17 protein-coding genes and 1 other RNA gene are annotated in these 15,991 nt (G+C 73.0%); 9 read left to right on the top strand and 9 right to left on the bottom strand.

Features of this window, described 5'->3' with window-relative positions; translation table 11 throughout:
• Positions 1–5 precede the first annotated feature (5 nt).
• On the bottom strand, positions 6–668 hold the full coding sequence (locus AB0C73_RS29535; protein WP_362536107.1) for a PhzF family phenazine biosynthesis protein: 663 nt from the start codon (positions 666–668) through the stop codon (positions 6–8).
• 325 nt (positions 669–993) lie between these two features.
• On the opposite strand from AB0C73_RS29535, the gene efeO reads away from it, so the two are divergent.
• The 4 genes from efeO to AB0C73_RS29515 are packed head-to-tail and all read left to right on the top strand — an operon-like array spanning position 994 to position 5,443.
• The gene (efeO, locus tag AB0C73_RS29530) at positions 994–2,160 is read left to right on the top strand and encodes an iron uptake system protein EfeO (RefSeq protein ID WP_362536105.1); all 1,167 of its coding nucleotides are present in this window, start codon (positions 994–996) and stop codon (positions 2,158–2,160) included.
• A 15-nt stretch (positions 2,161–2,175) separates the two neighbouring features.
• The gene (gene efeB, locus AB0C73_RS29525) at positions 2,176–3,519 is read left to right on the top strand and encodes an iron uptake transporter deferrochelatase/peroxidase subunit (protein ID WP_362536103.1); all 1,344 of its coding nucleotides are present in this window, start codon (positions 2,176–2,178) and stop codon (positions 3,517–3,519) included.
• A gap of 42 nt (positions 3,520–3,561) precedes the next feature.
• Complete coding sequence (efeU, locus tag AB0C73_RS29520) at positions 3,562–4,446, top strand: iron uptake transporter permease EfeU (protein WP_362536101.1); 885 nt, start codon at positions 3,562–3,564, stop codon at positions 4,444–4,446.
• Positions 4,406–5,443: a hypothetical protein gene (locus AB0C73_RS29515; RefSeq protein ID WP_362536099.1), complete on the top strand. Its 1,038-nt coding sequence runs from the start codon at positions 4,406–4,408 to the stop codon at positions 5,441–5,443. The genes efeU and AB0C73_RS29515 overlap by 41 nt, the downstream gene beginning before the upstream one ends.
• 137 nt (positions 5,444–5,580) lie before the next feature.
• On the opposite strand, the gene AB0C73_RS29510 is transcribed toward AB0C73_RS29515, so the two are convergent.
• Together AB0C73_RS29510 and AB0C73_RS29505 are read right to left on the bottom strand one after the other, a co-directional pair.
• Complete coding sequence (locus AB0C73_RS29510; RefSeq protein WP_362536097.1) at positions 5,581–6,354, bottom strand: bifunctional DNA primase/polymerase; 774 nt, start codon at positions 6,352–6,354, stop codon at positions 5,581–5,583.
• A gap of 109 nt (positions 6,355–6,463) precedes the next feature.
• Positions 6,464–7,153, bottom strand: a complete 690-nt coding sequence (locus tag AB0C73_RS29505) for a TetR/AcrR family transcriptional regulator (protein ID WP_362536095.1) — start codon at positions 7,151–7,153, stop codon at positions 6,464–6,466.
• Positions 7,154–7,321: 168 nt separating this feature from the next.
• On the opposite strand from AB0C73_RS29505, the gene ddaH reads away from it, so the two are divergent.
• On the top strand, positions 7,322–8,170 hold the full coding sequence (ddaH, locus tag AB0C73_RS29500; protein WP_362536093.1) for a dimethylargininase: 849 nt from the start codon (positions 7,322–7,324) through the stop codon (positions 8,168–8,170).
• On the opposite strand, the gene AB0C73_RS29495 is transcribed toward ddaH, so the two are convergent.
• From AB0C73_RS29495 to AB0C73_RS29485, 3 genes are all read right to left on the bottom strand, one after another.
• Positions 8,167–9,144: a small ribosomal subunit Rsm22 family protein gene (locus tag AB0C73_RS29495; RefSeq protein ID WP_362536091.1), complete on the bottom strand. Its 978-nt coding sequence runs from the start codon at positions 9,142–9,144 to the stop codon at positions 8,167–8,169. The genes ddaH and AB0C73_RS29495 overlap by 4 nt on opposite strands.
• 64 nt (positions 9,145–9,208) lie before the next feature.
• Positions 9,209–9,691, bottom strand: coding sequence for a hemerythrin domain-containing protein (locus AB0C73_RS29490; RefSeq protein ID WP_362536089.1), 483 nt, complete (start codon positions 9,689–9,691; stop codon positions 9,209–9,211).
• Between the two features lie 25 nt (positions 9,692–9,716).
• Complete coding sequence (locus tag AB0C73_RS29485) at positions 9,717–10,994, bottom strand: Bcr/CflA family multidrug efflux MFS transporter (protein WP_362536087.1); 1,278 nt, start codon at positions 10,992–10,994, stop codon at positions 9,717–9,719.
• A gap of 161 nt (positions 10,995–11,155) precedes the next feature.
• On the opposite strand from AB0C73_RS29485, the gene AB0C73_RS29480 reads away from it, so the two are divergent.
• On the top strand, positions 11,156–12,001 hold the full coding sequence (locus AB0C73_RS29480; protein ID WP_362536085.1) for an SDR family oxidoreductase: 846 nt from the start codon (positions 11,156–11,158) through the stop codon (positions 11,999–12,001).
• A 30-nt stretch (positions 12,002–12,031) separates the two neighbouring features.
• Here the strand turns inward: AB0C73_RS29480 and AB0C73_RS29475 are convergent, their stop codons facing one another.
• A complete protein-coding gene (locus AB0C73_RS29475; protein ID WP_362536083.1) occupies positions 12,032–12,361 on the bottom strand; it encodes a nuclear transport factor 2 family protein in 330 nt (109 codons plus the stop codon).
• Positions 12,362–12,415: 54 nt separating this feature from the next.
• A complete protein-coding gene (locus tag AB0C73_RS29470; protein WP_362536081.1) occupies positions 12,416–13,393 on the bottom strand; it encodes a hypothetical protein in 978 nt (325 codons plus the stop codon).
• A gap of 40 nt (positions 13,394–13,433) precedes the next feature.
• Here AB0C73_RS29470 and AB0C73_RS29465 point away from each other — a divergent pair, with 40 nt between their 5' ends.
• From AB0C73_RS29465 to AB0C73_RS29455, 3 genes are all read left to right on the top strand, one after another.
• On the top strand, positions 13,434–13,769 hold the full coding sequence (locus AB0C73_RS29465; protein ID WP_362536079.1) for a MazG-like family protein: 336 nt from the start codon (positions 13,434–13,436) through the stop codon (positions 13,767–13,769).
• A 74-nt stretch (positions 13,770–13,843) separates the two neighbouring features.
• Positions 13,844–14,872 (top strand): excalibur calcium-binding domain-containing protein, encoded by a 1,029-nt coding sequence (locus AB0C73_RS29460; RefSeq protein WP_362536077.1) that lies wholly within the window; start codon positions 13,844–13,846, stop codon positions 14,870–14,872.
• A 145-nt stretch (positions 14,873–15,017) separates the two neighbouring features.
• Positions 15,018–15,548, top strand: a complete 531-nt coding sequence (locus AB0C73_RS29455) for a hypothetical protein (RefSeq protein ID WP_362536075.1) — start codon at positions 15,018–15,020, stop codon at positions 15,546–15,548.
• Between the two features lie 31 nt (positions 15,549–15,579).
• Here AB0C73_RS29455 and rnpB read toward each other — a convergent pair.
• An RNA gene (gene rnpB, locus AB0C73_RS29450) (RNase P RNA component class A) lies at positions 15,580–15,978 on the bottom strand.
• Positions 15,979–15,991 lie beyond the last annotated feature (13 nt).

Genomic DNA, 15,991 nt, shown 5'->3' with positions numbered 1-15,991 from the left:
GGGGCTCACAGCGTGAAGGTGCGCTCCAGGCGGACCCGGCCGCCGAGTTCGATGATGCCGTCGGGTCCCGGGGCGGTGAGCAGCTGGGAGCCGCGGCCCTGGGTGATGTTGAGCGCGCGGCCGAGTTCGGCGGTGAGCAGCAGGGCCGCGGCGCCGGTCGCCTCGTCCTCGTCGATGCCGTCGCCGCGCCCGGGGAATCCCCGCGCCCGGACGCGCCCGGCGACCTCCTCCTCCCAGGCCCAGGCGTAGATCCACTCCCCCGGCTCGGGCACCGTCAGCGCGTCGACCTCGGCGGCGGAGCCGTACTGGCGCAGGGTGCGCGGCGGCGCCCACTCGGCGCGGGCCTCGATCCAGGTGAACTCGCCGTCCCCGCGCACCCACACCTCGCCGGCCGGCGGGCACACGACCTCCAGGTCGAGCAGCCAGGCGACACCGACCAGCGGGTACCCGGCGAACGGCAGCCGGACCCCGGGCGTGTAGATGTCGACGTCCCCGCGCTCGGGGTCGTCGACGAACACGGTCTCGCTGAACCCGAGTTCCTTCGCGAGCGCCTGCCGCGCCGCCTCGTCGGGGTACGCGCGCCCGTCGCGCACGACCCCGAGGGCGTTGCCGTGGCGTCCGTCGCCCGCGCAGAAGACCCGCAGGACGTCGATGTCAGTCGTGTTCATGGCGGAATTGAAGCATCCACGCGTCCCGCTCCGCCGGTCCACCGGAAATCGGCCACATGTGCGCCCGTTCTGCCGGAGCAGCAAACGGCACCCCCTCACACCACCCGAAACAGGGCAAATCATCAACCTTGACCAGCACTTGACCAAGTCGTGATGCCTCCATGAGCCCGCCGTGATCGCACCGTGTCCGAGCCGTCCGCCCTGAGAGCTGAATCACTGGACGCGGGGGTATTGCTGAGGTAAGCCTCGGTTAAGTTAGGTTCGCCTCACCCGTTCAGAGATCCGTCCAGCGATCGCCCGCGATCCGTCCCCGACTGGAGCACCCATGCGAGCCGTCCGTCTCTCCGTCGTCACCGCCGCCGCGACCGCGGCGACCCTGGCCGCCGTCACGGGCTGCACGCAGAAAAGCGACGCCAAGGGGAGCGAGGACGGCGGGATCACGGTCATCGCCAAGGACGACTCCTGCGAGGTCTCCAAGAAGGAGTTCCCGGCCGGGCACCTCAAGCTGAACGTCGAGAACCGCGGCGGCAAGGTCACCGAGGTCTACGTCCTCTACCCGGACGCGCGGATCGTCACCGAGCGCGAGAACATCGGCCCCGGCACCAAGGCCACCATCACCGCCGAGATCAAGGCCGGTGACTACGAGATCGCCTGCAAGCCCGGCATGAAGGGCGACGGCATCAAGCAGAAGGTCACCGCCACGGCCGGCAAGGGCGCCGCCGCGGGCGCCAAGCGCTCCCCCGAGATGGACGCCGCCGTCGCCGCGTACCGCCAGTACGTGCAGGCCCAGGCCGACGAGACGCTCCCCAAGGTGAAGGTCTTCACCGACGCCGTCCGCGCCGGTGACGTCGAGGCCGCGAAGAAGGCCTACGCCGACTCCCGCATCGGCTGGGAGCGCACCGAGCCGGTCGCCGAGTCCTTCGGCGACATCGACCCGAAGGTCGACGTCCGCGAGGACGGCCTGGAGGACGGCCAGGACCCGGCGAAGGACTGGACCGGCTGGCACCGCCTGGAGAAGGCGCTGTGGCAGGACAAGAAGATCGGCGACCGCGAGAAGCAGCTCGCCGACCTCCTCGACAAGGACCTCGCCGACTGGGTGAAGCGGGTCGGCAAGGCCGACATCACCCCGACCTCCATGGCCAACGGCGCCAAGGAGCTCCTGGACGAGGTCGCCACCGGCAAGGTCACCGGCGAGGAGGAGCGCTACTCCCACACCGACCTGGTCGACTTCAAGGCCAACGTCGAGGGCGCCCAGAAGTCCTTCGAGCTGCTCAAGCCGGTCGCGCAGAAGAACGACGCCAAGCTGGTCGCCGAGCTCGACAAGCAGTTCGCCGCGCTGAACACGCTGCTCGACACGTACCGCACGGACAAGAACACGTACGTCTTCACCTCGTACGAGAAGGTCGGCAAGGAGCAGCGCAAGGAGCTGTCGGACGGCGTCAACGCGCTGGCCGAGCCGCTCTCCAAGCTCGCCGCCGCGGTCGCGAAGTAATCGGGGGACACGGACATGAGCGAGAACACCAAGAACACCGAGAAGACCGAGAAGACCGAGACCGACGAGCAGGACGCGAAGGCCGCCGCGGCCGTCACGGACGCCGCCCGGCCCGAGGGCGCCACGCCCTCGCGCCGCGCGGTCATCGGCTGGGGCGGGGCCGGGCTCGCGCTCGGTGCCGCCGCGGCCGGCGGCGCCGTCGCCCTGACCCGGGGCCGCGACGACGCCCCCACCGCCCCGGTCGCGGACACCGGCGCGGCCGTCGCCTTCCACGGCGCCCACCAGGCCGGCATCGCCACCGCCGTCCAGGACCGGCTGCACTTCGCCGCGTTCGACGTGAAGACGACGGACCGGGCCGAGCTGGTCCAGCTCCTGAAGGACTGGACCCGGGCCGCCGAGCGGATGACGGCCGGTCACGAGGTCGGCGAGGGCGCGTACGGTGGTCTGCCGGAGGCCCCGCCGGACGACACCGGCGAGGCGCTCGGCCTCAAGCCCAGCCGACTCACCCTCACCATCGGCTTCGGCCCCTCGCTCTTCGACGGCCGCTTCGGGCTCGCCGGCAAGCGGCCCGCCGGCCTGGTCGACCTGCCCAAGTTCCCCGGCGACAACCTGGACCCGGCCCGCAGCGGCGGCGACCTGTGCGTCCAGGCCTGCGCGGACGACCCCCAGGTCGCCGTGCACGCCATCCGCAACCTGGCCCGGATCGGCTTCGGCAAGGTCGCGGTGCGCTGGTCGCAGCTCGGCTTCGGCAAGACGTCCTCGACCACCCCGGACGCGCAGACCCCGCGCAACCTGTTCGGCTTCAAGGACGGCACCCGCAACATCGCGGGCACCGAGACCGACCGCCTCGCCAAGCACGTGTGGGTGTCCGGCAAGGACGCCCAGGGCCCGGCCGCCTGGCTGGACGGCGGCTCCTACCTGGTCGCCCGCCGCATCCGGATGAACATCGAGACCTGGGACCGCACTCCGCTCGCCGAGCAGGAGGACATCTTCGGCCGCGACAAGAAGGAAGGGGCGCCGGTCGGCAAGGCCAAGGAGCACGACGAGCCGTTCCTGAAGGCCATGAAGCCGGACTCGCACGTGCGCCTGGCGCACCCCGACTCCAACGGCGGGGCGACCCTCCTGCGCCGCGGCTACTCCTTCACGGACGGCACGGACGGCCTCGGCCGCCTGGAGGCCGGACTGTTCTTCCTGGCGTACATGAAGGACGTGCGCACCGGCTTCATCCCGGTCCAGACCTCGCTCTCCCGCCATGACGCGCTCAACGAGTACACCCAGCACGTCGGTTCGGCGGTCTTCGCGATCCCGCCGGGCGTCCGTGACAAGGGCGACTGGTGGGGCCGGGAGCTGTTCGCGTAACTCGGGAATCTCGTCACCCCGTAACTCCGGAAGGGAACCGCCGTGTTCGGCAACTATCTGATCGGCCTGCGCGAGGGGCTCGAAGCGAGCCTCGTCGTCTGCATCCTCATCGCCTACCTGGTGAAGACGGGGCGCCGTGACGCCCTGCGGCCGATCTGGATCGGCATCGGCGTCGCCGTCGGGCTCTCGCTCGCCTTCGGCGCCGGGCTGGAGTTCGGCTCGCAGGAGCTGACCTTCGAGGCGCAGGAGCTGCTCGGCGGCTCGCTGTCGATCATCGCCGTGGTGCTCGTGACCTGGATGGTCTTCTGGATGCGGCGCACCGCGCGGCACCTCAAGGCCGAGCTGCACGGCAGGCTGGACGCCGCGCTGCAGATGGGCACCGGCGCGCTGGTCGCGACCGCGTTCCTGGCGGTCGGCCGCGAGGGCCTGGAGACGGCGCTGTTCGTGTGGGCGTCGGTACGGGCCTCCTCGGACGGCACGTACGCGCCGCTGGCCGGCGTGATCCTCGGCCTGCTCACGGCGGTCCTCCTCGGCTGGCTGTTCTACCGGGGCGCGCTGAAGATCAACCTGGCGAAGTTCTTCACCTGGACCGGCGGCATGCTGGTCGTGGTGGCGGCCGGCGTCCTCGCGTACGGCGTGCACGACCTCCAGGAGGCCCGCTTCCTCGGCGGCCTGGAGAACAAGGCCTTCGACATCTCCGCGACGATCCCGCCGGACAGCTGGTACGGCACGCTGCTCAAGGGCGTGTTCAACTTCCAGCCCGATCCGACGGTGGTTCAGATCACGGTGTGGGCGCTGTATCTGATCCCCACGCTCGCGATCTTCCTCGCCCCGGTAGGGTCGGGTCCGTCCAGGCGGGTGGAGAAGCAGAGGGCGACCGAGACCGATGAGAAGGCCGATGCGAACCGGGCCGAGGCGACCGGCTGACACACCGACAGGCCGCCGGCGCCGCCGGAGCGGTCTTGCGGTGGTCGCCGCGACCGTCCTCGCGCTGACCGCGAGCGGCTGCGTGACCGTGCACGGCGAGACGGCGCTGATCCCGGCGGCGAGCGACGCCGAGGCCGAGCGGGCCCTCAAGGACTTCACCGACGCCTACAACAAGGCCGACAAGGCCTACGACCCGGCCCTCGACGCGGACCGGGTCACCGGTCCGCTCGGCGAGATCAACCAGGCCGGACTGCGCTCGCGCCAGGCCACCGCCCCCGACGGCAACAAGAACCACACGCCGCTCGAACTCACCGACGCGAAGTTCACCGTCCCGCGCAAGGCCGGCTGGCCGCGCTGGTTCGTCGTCGACGCCGACTCCAACCGGGACGCCGACAAGGGCGCCGACGACACCCGCTGGCTGCTCGTCTTCGTGCGCGACGGCGCCTCCCGGCAGTGGGAGGTCGCCTATCTCTCGATCCTGAGCCCGGACGAGGTGCCCGCCTTCCGCACCGAGGAGGGGTACGCGGTGCCGGTCGCCGCCGACTCCACGGAGCTCGCGGTCGCGCCCGAGCGGCTCGGCGAGCGGTACGTGTCCTTCCTCAAGGACGGGCAGCAGGGGCCGTTCGCGCCGGGCGCCCACACCACCGGCTGGCGTGACGACCGCAAGAAGGCGGCCGGCCGCCCCGGGCTCGCCACCCAGTACGTCGACCAGGCCGAGAACCGGGGCGACTTCGCACCGCTCGGCCTCGCGACCGAGGACGGCGGAGCCCTCGTCTTCTTCGCCACCCGGTACTTCGAACGGCAGACGGCCGCGCCCGGCTACCGGCCGAAGGTGGGCGCGGACGTGCGCGCCCTGATGACCGGCGAGGTCAAGAGCACGATCACCAAGCGCTGGGTGTCCAGCCAGGCGGCCCTGGTGAAGCCGGCGGGCACGACGACGGACGGGGTCGAGGTGCTCGGCCGCCTCCAGGGCGTGACGGCGGCGGAGGGCTCGTAACCCGGGGCTGTACGGGACCGGGTCGGCCGTACGGGGCCTACGGGACCGCCCGTACGGGGCCTACCGCGCCGCCCGTACGGAAAGCTCCGTACGGGGCCTGGCCCGGCACCCCCACGGGCCCGTCAGGCCCGTCGGGCTCAGCGCCAGGCGATCTCGTGGTCCGCGGGCTCGCCGCCCCGCTCCGCCTGATCGGCCGCGTGGCGGGCGCAGGCGTCGGTGAGCGCCTCCAGGAGGTTCAGCGGCTCGGGGAGCGCGTGCTCGGGGCCGCGCAGCCAGGACAGCACGGGCTGGCTGCCCTCGTCACCGGGGAGCCGGGACGGCGGCACGAGGACGTAGGAGCCGCGGCAGTGCCAGCGCAGGCCGGGGTGCTCGTCCATGGTCTCGGGATGGCAGTCCAGCTCGCACGGCCACCACTCGTCCTCGTCCTCGGGGGTGCCGCGGGTGACCGTGAAGAACAGCATCCGGCCCTCGTCGGGCCGGTCCTCGGCGGCGTCGGAGACGGCGACCGGACCGACCTCGACGCCCTCGGCGAGCAGCCGGTCGAGCGCGGCGCGGCCGGCGGCGAGGGGTACGTCGAGGACGTCGTGGATCATGCCGGTGGCGGTGATGAAGTTCGCCTCGGGCTGGTTGCGGGCCCAGCGCTCGATCTGGGCGCGGTCGGTCGTCGACTGGGTCTGCCAGGCGAAGGAGACCGGGTGGCGGGCGGGGGTGGGACAGCCGATCCGCTCGCAGGAACAGCGGTAGCCGACGGGGTGGGCGGCGGGCGCGACGGGCATTCCCGCGGCGGCGACGGCCAGGAGCGACTTCTCGCGCTCGTTCTCGAGCTCGGCCTCGGTCCGCCTGGGGCGCCTGCGCAGCCACTGTGCGAGTCTGCTCTCCGTGCCGCGGTAGCGGCCGATGCCGTCGCCCATCTATCCCCTCACACTCATGCTCGCCCGTGGTCGGCCGGGGTTCGCCCGGCAGGCACTCCATGGTCCCACCATCCTGCGCCCCGGGTGACCGGAGTCGGGAACCCGGGGCTCACTCGCGTACGAGCCACCCGCGCAGGGCGAGGTCGACGAGGTCGTCGGCGTAGGCGTGGGTGAGCGGCGCGGTGCGGTGCAGCCAGCGGTGGTGGAGGGGGCCGACGAGGAGTTCCACGGCGATGCGCGGGTCGACGGCGGGGTCGATCCGCCCGGCGTCACGAGCGGCCTCGATGCGGCGCTGGTACCGGCGGAGCCGGGGTTCCAGGAGCTTGGCGGTGAACGCGGCGCCGAGCTCCGGGTCGACGATGCCCTCGGCGGCGAGCGCTCGGGCGGGCCGGTCGAAGGCGGGGTCGTTGAGCTCGTCGACGGTGGCGCGGAGCACGCGCCTGAGGTCGGCGGCGAGGTCGCCGGTGTCGGGGATCTCACGTCCCGGCCCGTCCCCGTCCGCGTCCCCGTCGCCACCGGCGGCCTCAGCGGCCTGCCGGGCGGTCTGCTCGGCGAGGTCGAGGAAGGCGTCCAGGAGGACGGCGGCCTTGGAGTGGGCGGGCCACCAGCGGTAGATGGTCTGCTTGCCGACGCCGGCCCGGGCGGCGATGCCCTCGACGGTGGTCCGGGCGTAGCCCTGTTCGGAGACGAGGGCGAGGGCGGCGGCGTGGATGGCGCGTCGGGAGCGCTCGCTGCGCCGGGAGGCGTCGGGGGCCTTGGAACCAGGCGCTTGGGAACCGGCGGCCTTGATGTCGGACATCCGCCCAATCTAGCAGGAGACGAGACGTCACGTCTCGTCACTCGTTCTTCATCCGAACCACCCGAACGGTCCACTGCGCATGACGCCCGTAGAGCGGACCATGGCCTTACCGATCAGCGCTCGCCGATCGGTGCCCGCAGAACCCGCAGAACCGTAGAGGAGCCCTCTTTGCGCACCACTCCGCGTGAGCCCTCGCCCCGCCGTTACCTCATGTGCCCACCCGCGCACTTCGAGGTGACGTACTCCATCAACCCCTGGATGGATCCGACGAAGCCGGTCGACCTGCCCCTGGCCCTCGCGCAGTGGGAGGACCTGCGCGACCGCTACCGGGTGCTCGGCCACACCGTCGAACTGCTCGACCCGGTCCCGGGCCTGCCCGACATGGTCTACGCCGCGAACGGCGCGACCGTGGTGGAGGGCAGGGTGCTCGGGGCCCGGTTCGCCTATCCGGAGCGCTCCGCGGAGGCGGCGGCGCACCTGGACTGGTTCCGGCGAAACGGTTACCCGGACGCGGACCTCCAGGTCCCCGAGCACATCAACGAGGGCGAGGGCGACTTCGCCGTGACCGCCTCCTGGATCCTGGCCGGGCACGGCTTCCGCTCCAGCCCGCTCTCGCACGACGAGGCCCAGGAGTTCTTCGGGCGCCCGGTGATCGGCCTTGAGCTGGTGGACCCGCGCTACTACCACCTGGACACCGCGCTGTGCGTCCTGGACGACGCGCGGGACGAGGTCATGTACTTCCCGGACGCCTTCTCCCCCGGCAGCCGCGCCGTGCTGCTGCGCCTGTTCCCGGACGCCCTGCTGGTGGGCGCCGGTGACGCCGCCGTACTCGGCCTGAACGCGGTGAGCGACGGCCGGCACGTGCTGCTTCCGCAGGCGGCGGTGGGCCTGTTCGAACCGCTGCGGGCGCGCGGCTTCGAGCCGATCGCGATGGACCTGGGCGAGCTGCTCAAGGGCGGCGGCAGCGTGAAGTGCTGCACACAGGAGCTGCGGCCGGCGAACGAGGCCCGCTCCTAGTCGGTCTCCGGGGGCCAGGGGTCGCCCCACTCGGCGTCCCTGGCCTCCTTGTACAGCGCGCCGTGCCGCTTGGTGACCGTCTCGCGCCCGAGGCCGTCCGGCCCGCACAGGTCCAGGAGCACCTGGCCCTTGCGGATCTGCGGCTTGCGGGTGATCCGCGAGGGCACCGGGGTGACCGGGAAGCGGGCGACGGCGACGTACGCGTACTTCTCGTCCTCGTACGGCAGCGAGCCGCCCTTCACCCGCCGGTGCAGCGACGAGCGGCTGACCCGGGCCGCGAAGTGGCACCAGTCGCTGCCCGGCACGATCGGGCAGGTGCCGCTGTGCGGGCAGGGCGCGGCGACGGTGAAGCCGGCCTCGACGAGGAGGGTGCGGGCGGCGATGATCCGCTCGTAGCCGTCGGGGGTGCCGGGCTCGACGATCACCACGGCCCGCGCGGCGCGGGCGGCCTCGGTGACGAGTGCCGTGCGGTCGGCTTCCCTGAGCTCGTTGAGGACGTACGAGACGGTCACCAGGTCGCTGTCGGGCAGCCGCAGCGCGCCGCCGATCCGCTCGCGCCGCCACTCGGCCTCGAAGACCCCGCGGGCGAGCTCCGCGCCGAGCTCGAGGGCGGGCTCGGCCCAGTCGAGGACGGTGGTGCGGGCGGCGCCGTCCCAGGCCTCCGCGACCGCCCAGCTCGCGGCGCCGGTGCCGCCGCCGACGTCGGTGTGGGTGCCGGGCGTCCAGTCGGGCGCGGCGTCCGCGAGGGCGTACAGCGCGGCCCGTACCGCCTCGAAGGTGGCGGGCATCCGGTACGCGGCGTAGGCGGCGACGTCGGACCGGTCGCGCAGCACGGGCGCGTCGGTCGGGGTGGTCCCCCGGTAGTTGGCGATCAGCCGCTCGACGGCCTGTGCGGCCTGCCGGGGCGGCAGCCCGTCGAGTACGGCGCCGAGCGCGGCGCGCAGGGTGTCGGCGGAGGGGGCGGAGGCGTTCACCGCGACAGTCTAGTTCGCGGCGGCCGGCCCGTTCCGCGGCGTGGCCCCAGGCTCAGGGCCCGGCTCAGGCCCCGGCCCCGCGCCCGGCCCCCGGCCCGCGCCCGTGGACGGCCTTCCACGCGTCCATGGAGAGGTTCCACTGGTCGCCGGTGAGCTCGGTGAGGGAGGCCGGGAAGAGGCCGTCCTCCTCCTTGGCGATGTGCTCGTGGAGCTCGTCGACGGACTCGACGAAGTCGGCGCGATCCCCCGGATCGTCGAGATCCAGGGTGTCGAGGAAGGCGGCGAGCTCGCGGTGCTCGCGCACGAGGGCGTCGATGTACGCGGCGTACTCCTCGTTCTCCCGCATCACCGTGAACAGGCCCCGCTCCTCCCCCGCCCAGTGCGTGCGCAGCCGCCCGGCCATGTCGGCGACGAGGCGGCGGGCGCGCGCCGGGTCGCCGGCGTCCAGTGCCCGTACGGCGTCGCCCGCGAGGTCGGTGACCGCCTCGTGCTCGGCGATGAACTCCTTGATCAGGGGGATGTCGCGGCATCCGCAGTAGTGGCACATGCCTCGGATCGTCCTCCCGGGGCGGTCACTTCGCGGGTGCGGCGCGCCAGGGGCGGCACATCAGGAGGAAGCAGCAGAGCGCGGCGGCGGCGCAGCTCACCTGGACGACGGCCATGGGCACGGCGGTGGTCTCGCCGGCGATGCCGACGAGCGGGGAGGCGACGGCGCCGATGAGGAAGGAGGAGGTGCCGAGCAGCGCGGAGGCGGAGCCGGCGGCGTGCGGGGTGCGCATCAGGGCCTGGGCGTTGGTGTTGGGCATCGCGAGGCCCATCGCCGACATCAGGACGAAGAGCCCGGCGGCGATCGGCGCGAGCCCCGGGTCGCCGAGGGCGCCGCTGGTCATCACGAGCAGCGCGACCGAGGCGAGCAGGATGACGCCGAGGCCGAGACCGAGCGCCTTGTCGAGGCTGACCCGGCCGACGAGCAGCTTGCCGTTGATCTGGCCGACGGCGACGAGGCCGACGGAGTTGAGCCCGAAGAGCAGGCTGAAGGTCTGCGGGGAGGCGCCGTAGATCTCCTGGACGACGAACGGCGAGGCGCTGATGTAGGCGAAGAGCGCGGCGAAGGCGAGGCCGCCGGCCAGCATGTAGCCGGTGAAGACCCGGTCGGCGAGCAGCCCGCGCATGGTGCGCAGGGCTTCGCCGACGCCTCCTTCGTGGCGCCGCTCGGGCGGCAGGGTCTCGTGCAGGAAGCGCCACACGACCAGGGTGAGGACGAGGCCGACGCCGGTGAGCACGTAGAAGACGCCGCGCCAGTCGGTGATCCGAAGGATCTGGCCGCCGATGAGCGGGGCGACGACGGGTGCGACGCCGGAGATCAGCATGAGGGTGGAGAAGAACCGGGCCATCTCGACGCCGTCGTACAGGTCGCGGACGACGGCCCGGGCGATGACGATGCCGGCCGCCCCGGCCAGGCCCTGGAGCAGCCGGAAGCCGATGAGCAGTTCGGCGGAGGGCGCGAGCGCGCAGACGGCGGTGGCGAGGACGTACACGATCATGCCGACGAGCAGCGGGCGCCGCCGGCCCCATCGGTCGCTCATGGGGCCGACGACGAGCTGGCCGAGCGCCATGCCGGCGAGGCATCCGGTCAGGGTGAGCTGGATGGTGGCGGCGGGCGAGCGGAGCGCGTCCGTGACCTCCGGCAGGGCCGGCAGGTACATGTCCATGGAGAGGGGTGGCAGGGCGGTCAGGCCGCCGAGGACGAGGGTGACGAGCAGCCCGGCCCGCCGGGCGGAGGCGGCGGGTGGAGCCGCGTCCGCTATGTCCGCCCCGTCGTCGGTGGTGACCCGACCGCTCTCCGCCATCGACTGCTCCGTTTCGTTGAATCCTCTCCCAGAGGGTAGGTGGTCCGGGCGGGGCCCAGGCCGGCTCGAACCCCGGACGTCCGGCCTCCGGGTATTCGAGGAGGGCGGAACGACCTCACGCTGTCGGGTACAGGACATCCACGTGTCGGACGGATGAGTTCATGGGGCATACGGCTGCCGTACGCTGCGCGCCCATGAGCAACGCAGGCAGCGACGCGGGCGGCAACGCAAGCAGCAGCGCGGGCAGCAGTACGGGCGGCAGCGCGGGCATCGCAGTGGTGACGGGCGCCGGTTCGGGCATCGGCCGGAGCGTGGCGCGGGCGCTCGCGGCGGCGGGCTGGTCGGTGGCGCTCGCGGGCCGCCGGGCGGAGGCCCTGGCGGAGACGGCGGCGCCCCTTCCCGGCGACCGGGTCCTGTGCGTCCCCACGGACGTGACCTCCGCCGAGCAGGTCGCGGCCCTCTTCGCGGCGGTACGGGACCGGTTCGGCCGGGTCGACCTGCTCTTCAACAACGCGGGGACGTTCGCGGGCGGCGGGGTGCCGGTCGAGGATCTGGACCCGGAGACCTGGCGCTCGGTCGTGGACGTCAACCTGACGGGCGCGTTCCTGTGCGCGCAGGCCGCGTTCCGGGCGATGAAGGAACAGACGCCGCAGGGCGGACGGATCATCAACAACGGGTCCATCTCGGCGCATGTGCCGCGCCCGCACTCGGTCGCGTACACCGCGACGAAGCACGCGATGACGGGCCTGACGAAGTCGCTGTCGCTCGACGGGCGTCCGTACCGGATCGCCTGCGGTCAGCTCGACATCGGCAACGCGGCCACGGAGATGACGGCGCGGATGCGGACCGGGATCCTGCAGGCCAACGGCGAGGTGGCGGTGGAGCCGGTGATGGACGCGGCGGACGTGGCGGCGACGGTGGTGCACATGGCGGCGCTGCCGCTGGAGGCGAACGTGCAGTTCGCGACGGTGATGGCGACGACGATGCCGTACATCGGGCGGGGCTGAGGGCCCCGCCCCGGTGGGTGGGCGGGGCCGTTACGGGGTGGCCTGCCCGGTCTCGAAGCGGGCGACCTTCCCGCCCTCCACGGTGATGCGCCAGGCGGTGCGCATCGAGCCCCAGGTGTCGTTGGTGTAGGTGGCGACGAGGGTCCGGCCGCCGTCGGACTCGTCCTCCACCTCCATGCGCCCGTTGGAGGAGAAGATCTCCCGCTCGGTCCAGTCGCGGAGATTCCGCTCCGTACCGTCGTCGGACATGGTCGCGTCGGGGGTGAGGAGGCCGAAGAAGGCGTCCTTGTCGTTGGCGTTGAGGGCGGTCACGAAGGCGCGCACGACGGGGTCGGCGAGCTGCTCCACGGGAATCGTCATGATTCCAGCGGTACACCGGCCGGGCCCGGTTGCGGTGGAACCGGGCCCGGGGGTTCAGCCCTCCGGCGGCAGCACGCGTACGAGGACGAGGTCTCCGGTGATGCCGGGGAGCAGCCGGCGGGCCTGCCAGGTGCGAGGGTGGGGGACGTCGCCGAGGACGAGGAGCCGTACACCGTCCTGGAGCGGAACGTCCACGAGCCTGTCCCGGTTCCTGACCCGTGTCCCGTCGCCGGCGTGAAGGGTGAAGGCCTCGCTGAAGGGCGCTGCCCCGTCCCGGTCCCGGCAGCGCGCGACGGCGGTACGGGACGGGGCCCGGCCGGGGAGGTGCCCGCCGCCGATCAGGGCGTGGGCGAGCAGGGTGTGCAACTGGAAGTTGTCGCCGAGCCCCGAGGCGCGCAGCATGAACCGGGCGCCGGTGGGGCGGTGGACGGCGAGCACCGGCTCGTCGTCGAGGACGGCGAACGCGTGGGCGAGCCGCCGGAACCGGCCGCCGAACCCCGCCACGGCGGTGAGGTGCGCGTCCCGCTCGGCGCCCAGGGCGCGGCGGACGGCGGCGGAGCCGAGCAGGGTGAGGGCCGCCGCCTCGAAGGACGGGAGGGCACGCCAGGCGACGATCGGCCCGTAGCCGTACGTGTCGTAGTCGGCGTTGCGGAGCCCTTCCCCGTCCGGCCCGGGCAACTCGCCCCGCCCGTCCGCGACCCAGCGCTCGGCGAGCTCGCCGGCCCTCTCGAATCCGGCCCGCACCCGTTCGAGCACGGCGGGCGCGCAGGCGACGGGATCGGCCCCGCGTTCGACACACGCGGCGACCATGCCGACGACAGCACTGTCCGGCCCCTGCCCGAGACGGCGCAGGAGGGCGGCGAGTCGGGGCCCGGCGGAGCGCAGTTCGGCGTCGGACGCGTCACGGAAGGCGCGCCGCAGGTCCTCGAAGGCGGCGGGCAGGTCCCACGAGCCGGTGGCCCGGACGGCCGCCTCGAACGTGTGAACCGCGGCCGTGAACCGCCGGTCGCTCCCCTTGCCCCCGAACCTCATCCGCGCACCCTACCGGTCCGCACCTGGCAGGCTGCCCGTCATGACCGAGGACATCTGGACCACCGTCACCCGCCTCCACACCTGGCTCACGACCCATCAGCACCTGCCGCGCGGCGAGGAGGTACTGCTGCGCGTCCTCAAGCTCTCCGAGGAGGTCGGCGAGACGGCCCAGGCCGTCATCGGCGCCACGGGCCAGAACCCCCGCAAGGGCACCACCCACACCTGGCAGGACGTCGAGGCCGAGCTGTGCGACGTCATCATCACGGCGATGGTCGCCCTGCGGACCCTGACCCCGGACGCGCGGGAGGTGTTCGAGGGGCACGTGGAACGGGTGGCGGGGCGGTCGCTGGAACCGGAAGCACCAATTCATGAGTAAACGGTGAAGAGGGTGAACGTCGTGTGTATGTTGAGCGGCGCTCGATCTTCTTGCCCGGCCCGAGGAGTCCCGCCATGACGCAACCTCCGCCGTACCCGCACCCGTACGCGCCCTTCTCCCCGCCCCCGCCGGCGCGGCGCTGGTGGCAGCATCCGGCGGTGGTCGTCGTGGCGTTGGTGGTGTTCCCGCCCGGTGGCATCGCGCTCGCGTGGCTGAGCCGCTGGGCCCGGGCCACGAAGATCATCGCCACGGTCCTGGCGGGCCTGTGGTTCCTCGCGCCGTTCCTGGGCGACCCGCCGGAGGACGACGCGAAGCCGAAGGCGGTGGCGCCGGTGACGGCCACGCCCACCACCGCACCCGCGACCGCTCCGAGCGCGCCGCCCAGCTTCGTGGGCCAGAACCTGCGGACGGCGAAGGCGGCGGCGCAGGCGGCCGGCTTCGGCACCGTCTCGCACGACGCGTCCGAGGCCGATGCCGGCCAGGCGGACGACGGCGCCTGGAAGGTCTGCTTCCAGGCCCCGGCGGCACAGGACTCGGCCGCGCACCCCACCCTCGACTTCGCGGTGGTCCTGACCGGGGCGCCGTGCCCGGCGCGGGACGGCGACCCGATCCCGTACCCGAAGATGCCGAAGGTCACCGGGCAGACCTTCGCGACGGCCTCCGAGACCTTGGCCCCGCTGTCGCTGAAGTCGGTCGAGACCGCCAGCGCCTACACGGACGTCCCGCTCCCCGCGACGGCGGACGACTGGACCGTGTGCCTCCAGTCCCCGGCCCCGGCCGCCCCGGTCGAGTCCCCGACGACGACCGCGGCCCGCCTCCACCTCACGGCCCCGGGCACCCCCTGCCCCCAGTCCCCGAACACCCGCCTCCACCCGGCCCCGAAGCCCAGGCCGACACCCAAGCCGACGCCCGAGCCCACCTACGACAACGACGGCTCGACGGGCGGCTCCGGCAGCTCAGGCGGCTCGGACGGCGGCGGCAGCGCCTACTACGCGAACTGCGCCGCCGCCCGGGACGCCGACGCCGCCCCCATCCACCGCGGCGAGCCGGGCTATCGCTCGGGCCTCGACCGGGACGGCGACGGCATCGCCTGCGACAGCTGACCTACCGCGCCTCCCGGCCCGGTGAACCCGGCCGGTCCTGGGGGGCGATGGGTTCTTCCTCTCGTGCGGGGGCAACCCGCGGCTCGGCCGGCGCATCCAGATATCTGCCGGCAGCCGCGTCACGCCCCCATCGACTGGAGCCCCCATGCGCACCCGCACGGGCCTCGCCGCCCTCTCCCTCGCCGTCTCCGCCATGGCCCTGACGGGCGCGTGCACGGAAGACCACCCGGGCCCCTCGCGCCCTCCCTCCTGGGAGGGGAAGGCGGAGCAGGAGGACGCGATGGAGCGGGCCGCGCGGGCGCTGAACGCCGCCGGGGCCGAGGGGGACGTGCGGGTCGACGAGGGGATGGAGGACCTGGATCGGGGCCTGGACAAGACCTTCGAGGCGAAGGGGGACCACCCCTACAGCCTCGACATCGCCTGCCAGGCGCCCACCGATCGCACGGTGACACTGACCCTCGCGCGGGGCGGCTCGCACAGCGAGTGGGAGGTGACGTGCGGCGACCGTGAGGCGGATCGGTTCAGTGTCCCCGCTGGCGGCCGCTTCACCGCCACGATCGCCTCGGCGGGCGAGGCGGGCGGGGCGGCCGACGGTCTCGTCCTGTGGCGGCTCAGCACCAGGCCCCCCGGCGACATGGAGGGGTGCGACGACGACATCAAGGGGTGCGAAAGCTGAGGACCGGCGCCCGGCCGAGAGGCACAGCGGGCAGACGAGTCGGGCTGTACGCCGGGTTCTGTACCCCGGGACCTCGCGGTCGTCGGGGCGACGGCCATCCATCTAGGACCGGCGTTGCCGCCGGTCTCGTGCGGTCTACCCGCGAACTCGGGCGGGCAGCCCTCGAACGTTCGCGCAGGGACACCGAGGTGTCCCCTTTTGACCTTGCTCCGGGTGGGGTTTACCGAGCCGCCTGAGTCACCTCAGGCGCTGGTGGTCTCTTACACCACCGTTTCACCCTTACCGAGGACCGAGGTCCCCGGCGGTCTGTTTTCTGTGGCACTGTCCCGCGGGTCACCCCGGGTGGCCGTTAGCCACCACCTTGCCCTGTGGAGCCCGGACGTTCCTCGGGAGGATCCGAGGATCCCCACGCGGCCGCCCGCCCGGCTCGTCTGCCGTGCCGA

This window comes from Streptomyces sp. NPDC048623, from assembly GCF_040650755.1.
GTDB lineage: Bacteria > Actinomycetota > Actinomycetes > Streptomycetales > Streptomycetaceae > Streptomyces.
Note: the sequence above shows the minus strand (reverse complement) of the source record. Positions and strands in the feature narration are given on the sequence as shown.

Coding starts and splice junctions, on each gene's coding strand:
- AB0C73_RS29515 (WP_362536099.1), top strand. CDS start 4,406: ATGAGAAGGCCGATGCGAACCGGGCCGAGGCGACCGGCTGACACACCG.
- AB0C73_RS29510 (WP_362536097.1), bottom strand. CDS start 6,354: ATGGGCGACGGCATCGGCCGCTACCGCGGCACGGAGAGCAGACTCGCA.
- AB0C73_RS29535 (WP_362536107.1), bottom strand. CDS start 668: ATGAACACGACTGACATCGACGTCCTGCGGGTCTTCTGCGCGGGCGAC.
- AB0C73_RS29460 (WP_362536077.1), top strand. CDS start 13,844: ATGACGCAACCTCCGCCGTACCCGCACCCGTACGCGCCCTTCTCCCCG.
- AB0C73_RS29455 (WP_362536075.1), top strand. CDS start 15,018: ATGCGCACCCGCACGGGCCTCGCCGCCCTCTCCCTCGCCGTCTCCGCC.
- AB0C73_RS29470 (WP_362536081.1), bottom strand. CDS start 13,393: ATGAGGTTCGGGGGCAAGGGGAGCGACCGGCGGTTCACGGCCGCGGTT.
- efeO (WP_362536105.1), top strand. CDS start 994: ATGCGAGCCGTCCGTCTCTCCGTCGTCACCGCCGCCGCGACCGCGGCG.
- AB0C73_RS29480 (WP_362536085.1), top strand. CDS start 11,156: ATGGGGCATACGGCTGCCGTACGCTGCGCGCCCATGAGCAACGCAGGC.
- AB0C73_RS29490 (WP_362536089.1), bottom strand. CDS start 9,691: ATGTGCCACTACTGCGGATGCCGCGACATCCCCCTGATCAAGGAGTTC.
- AB0C73_RS29475 (WP_362536083.1), bottom strand. CDS start 12,361: ATGACGATTCCCGTGGAGCAGCTCGCCGACCCCGTCGTGCGCGCCTTC.
- efeB (WP_362536103.1), top strand. CDS start 2,176: ATGAGCGAGAACACCAAGAACACCGAGAAGACCGAGAAGACCGAGACC.
- AB0C73_RS29505 (WP_362536095.1), bottom strand. CDS start 7,153: ATGTCCGACATCAAGGCCGCCGGTTCCCAAGCGCCTGGTTCCAAGGCC.
- AB0C73_RS29465 (WP_362536079.1), top strand. CDS start 13,434: ATGACCGAGGACATCTGGACCACCGTCACCCGCCTCCACACCTGGCTC.
- AB0C73_RS29485 (WP_362536087.1), bottom strand. CDS start 10,994: ATGGCGGAGAGCGGTCGGGTCACCACCGACGACGGGGCGGACATAGCG.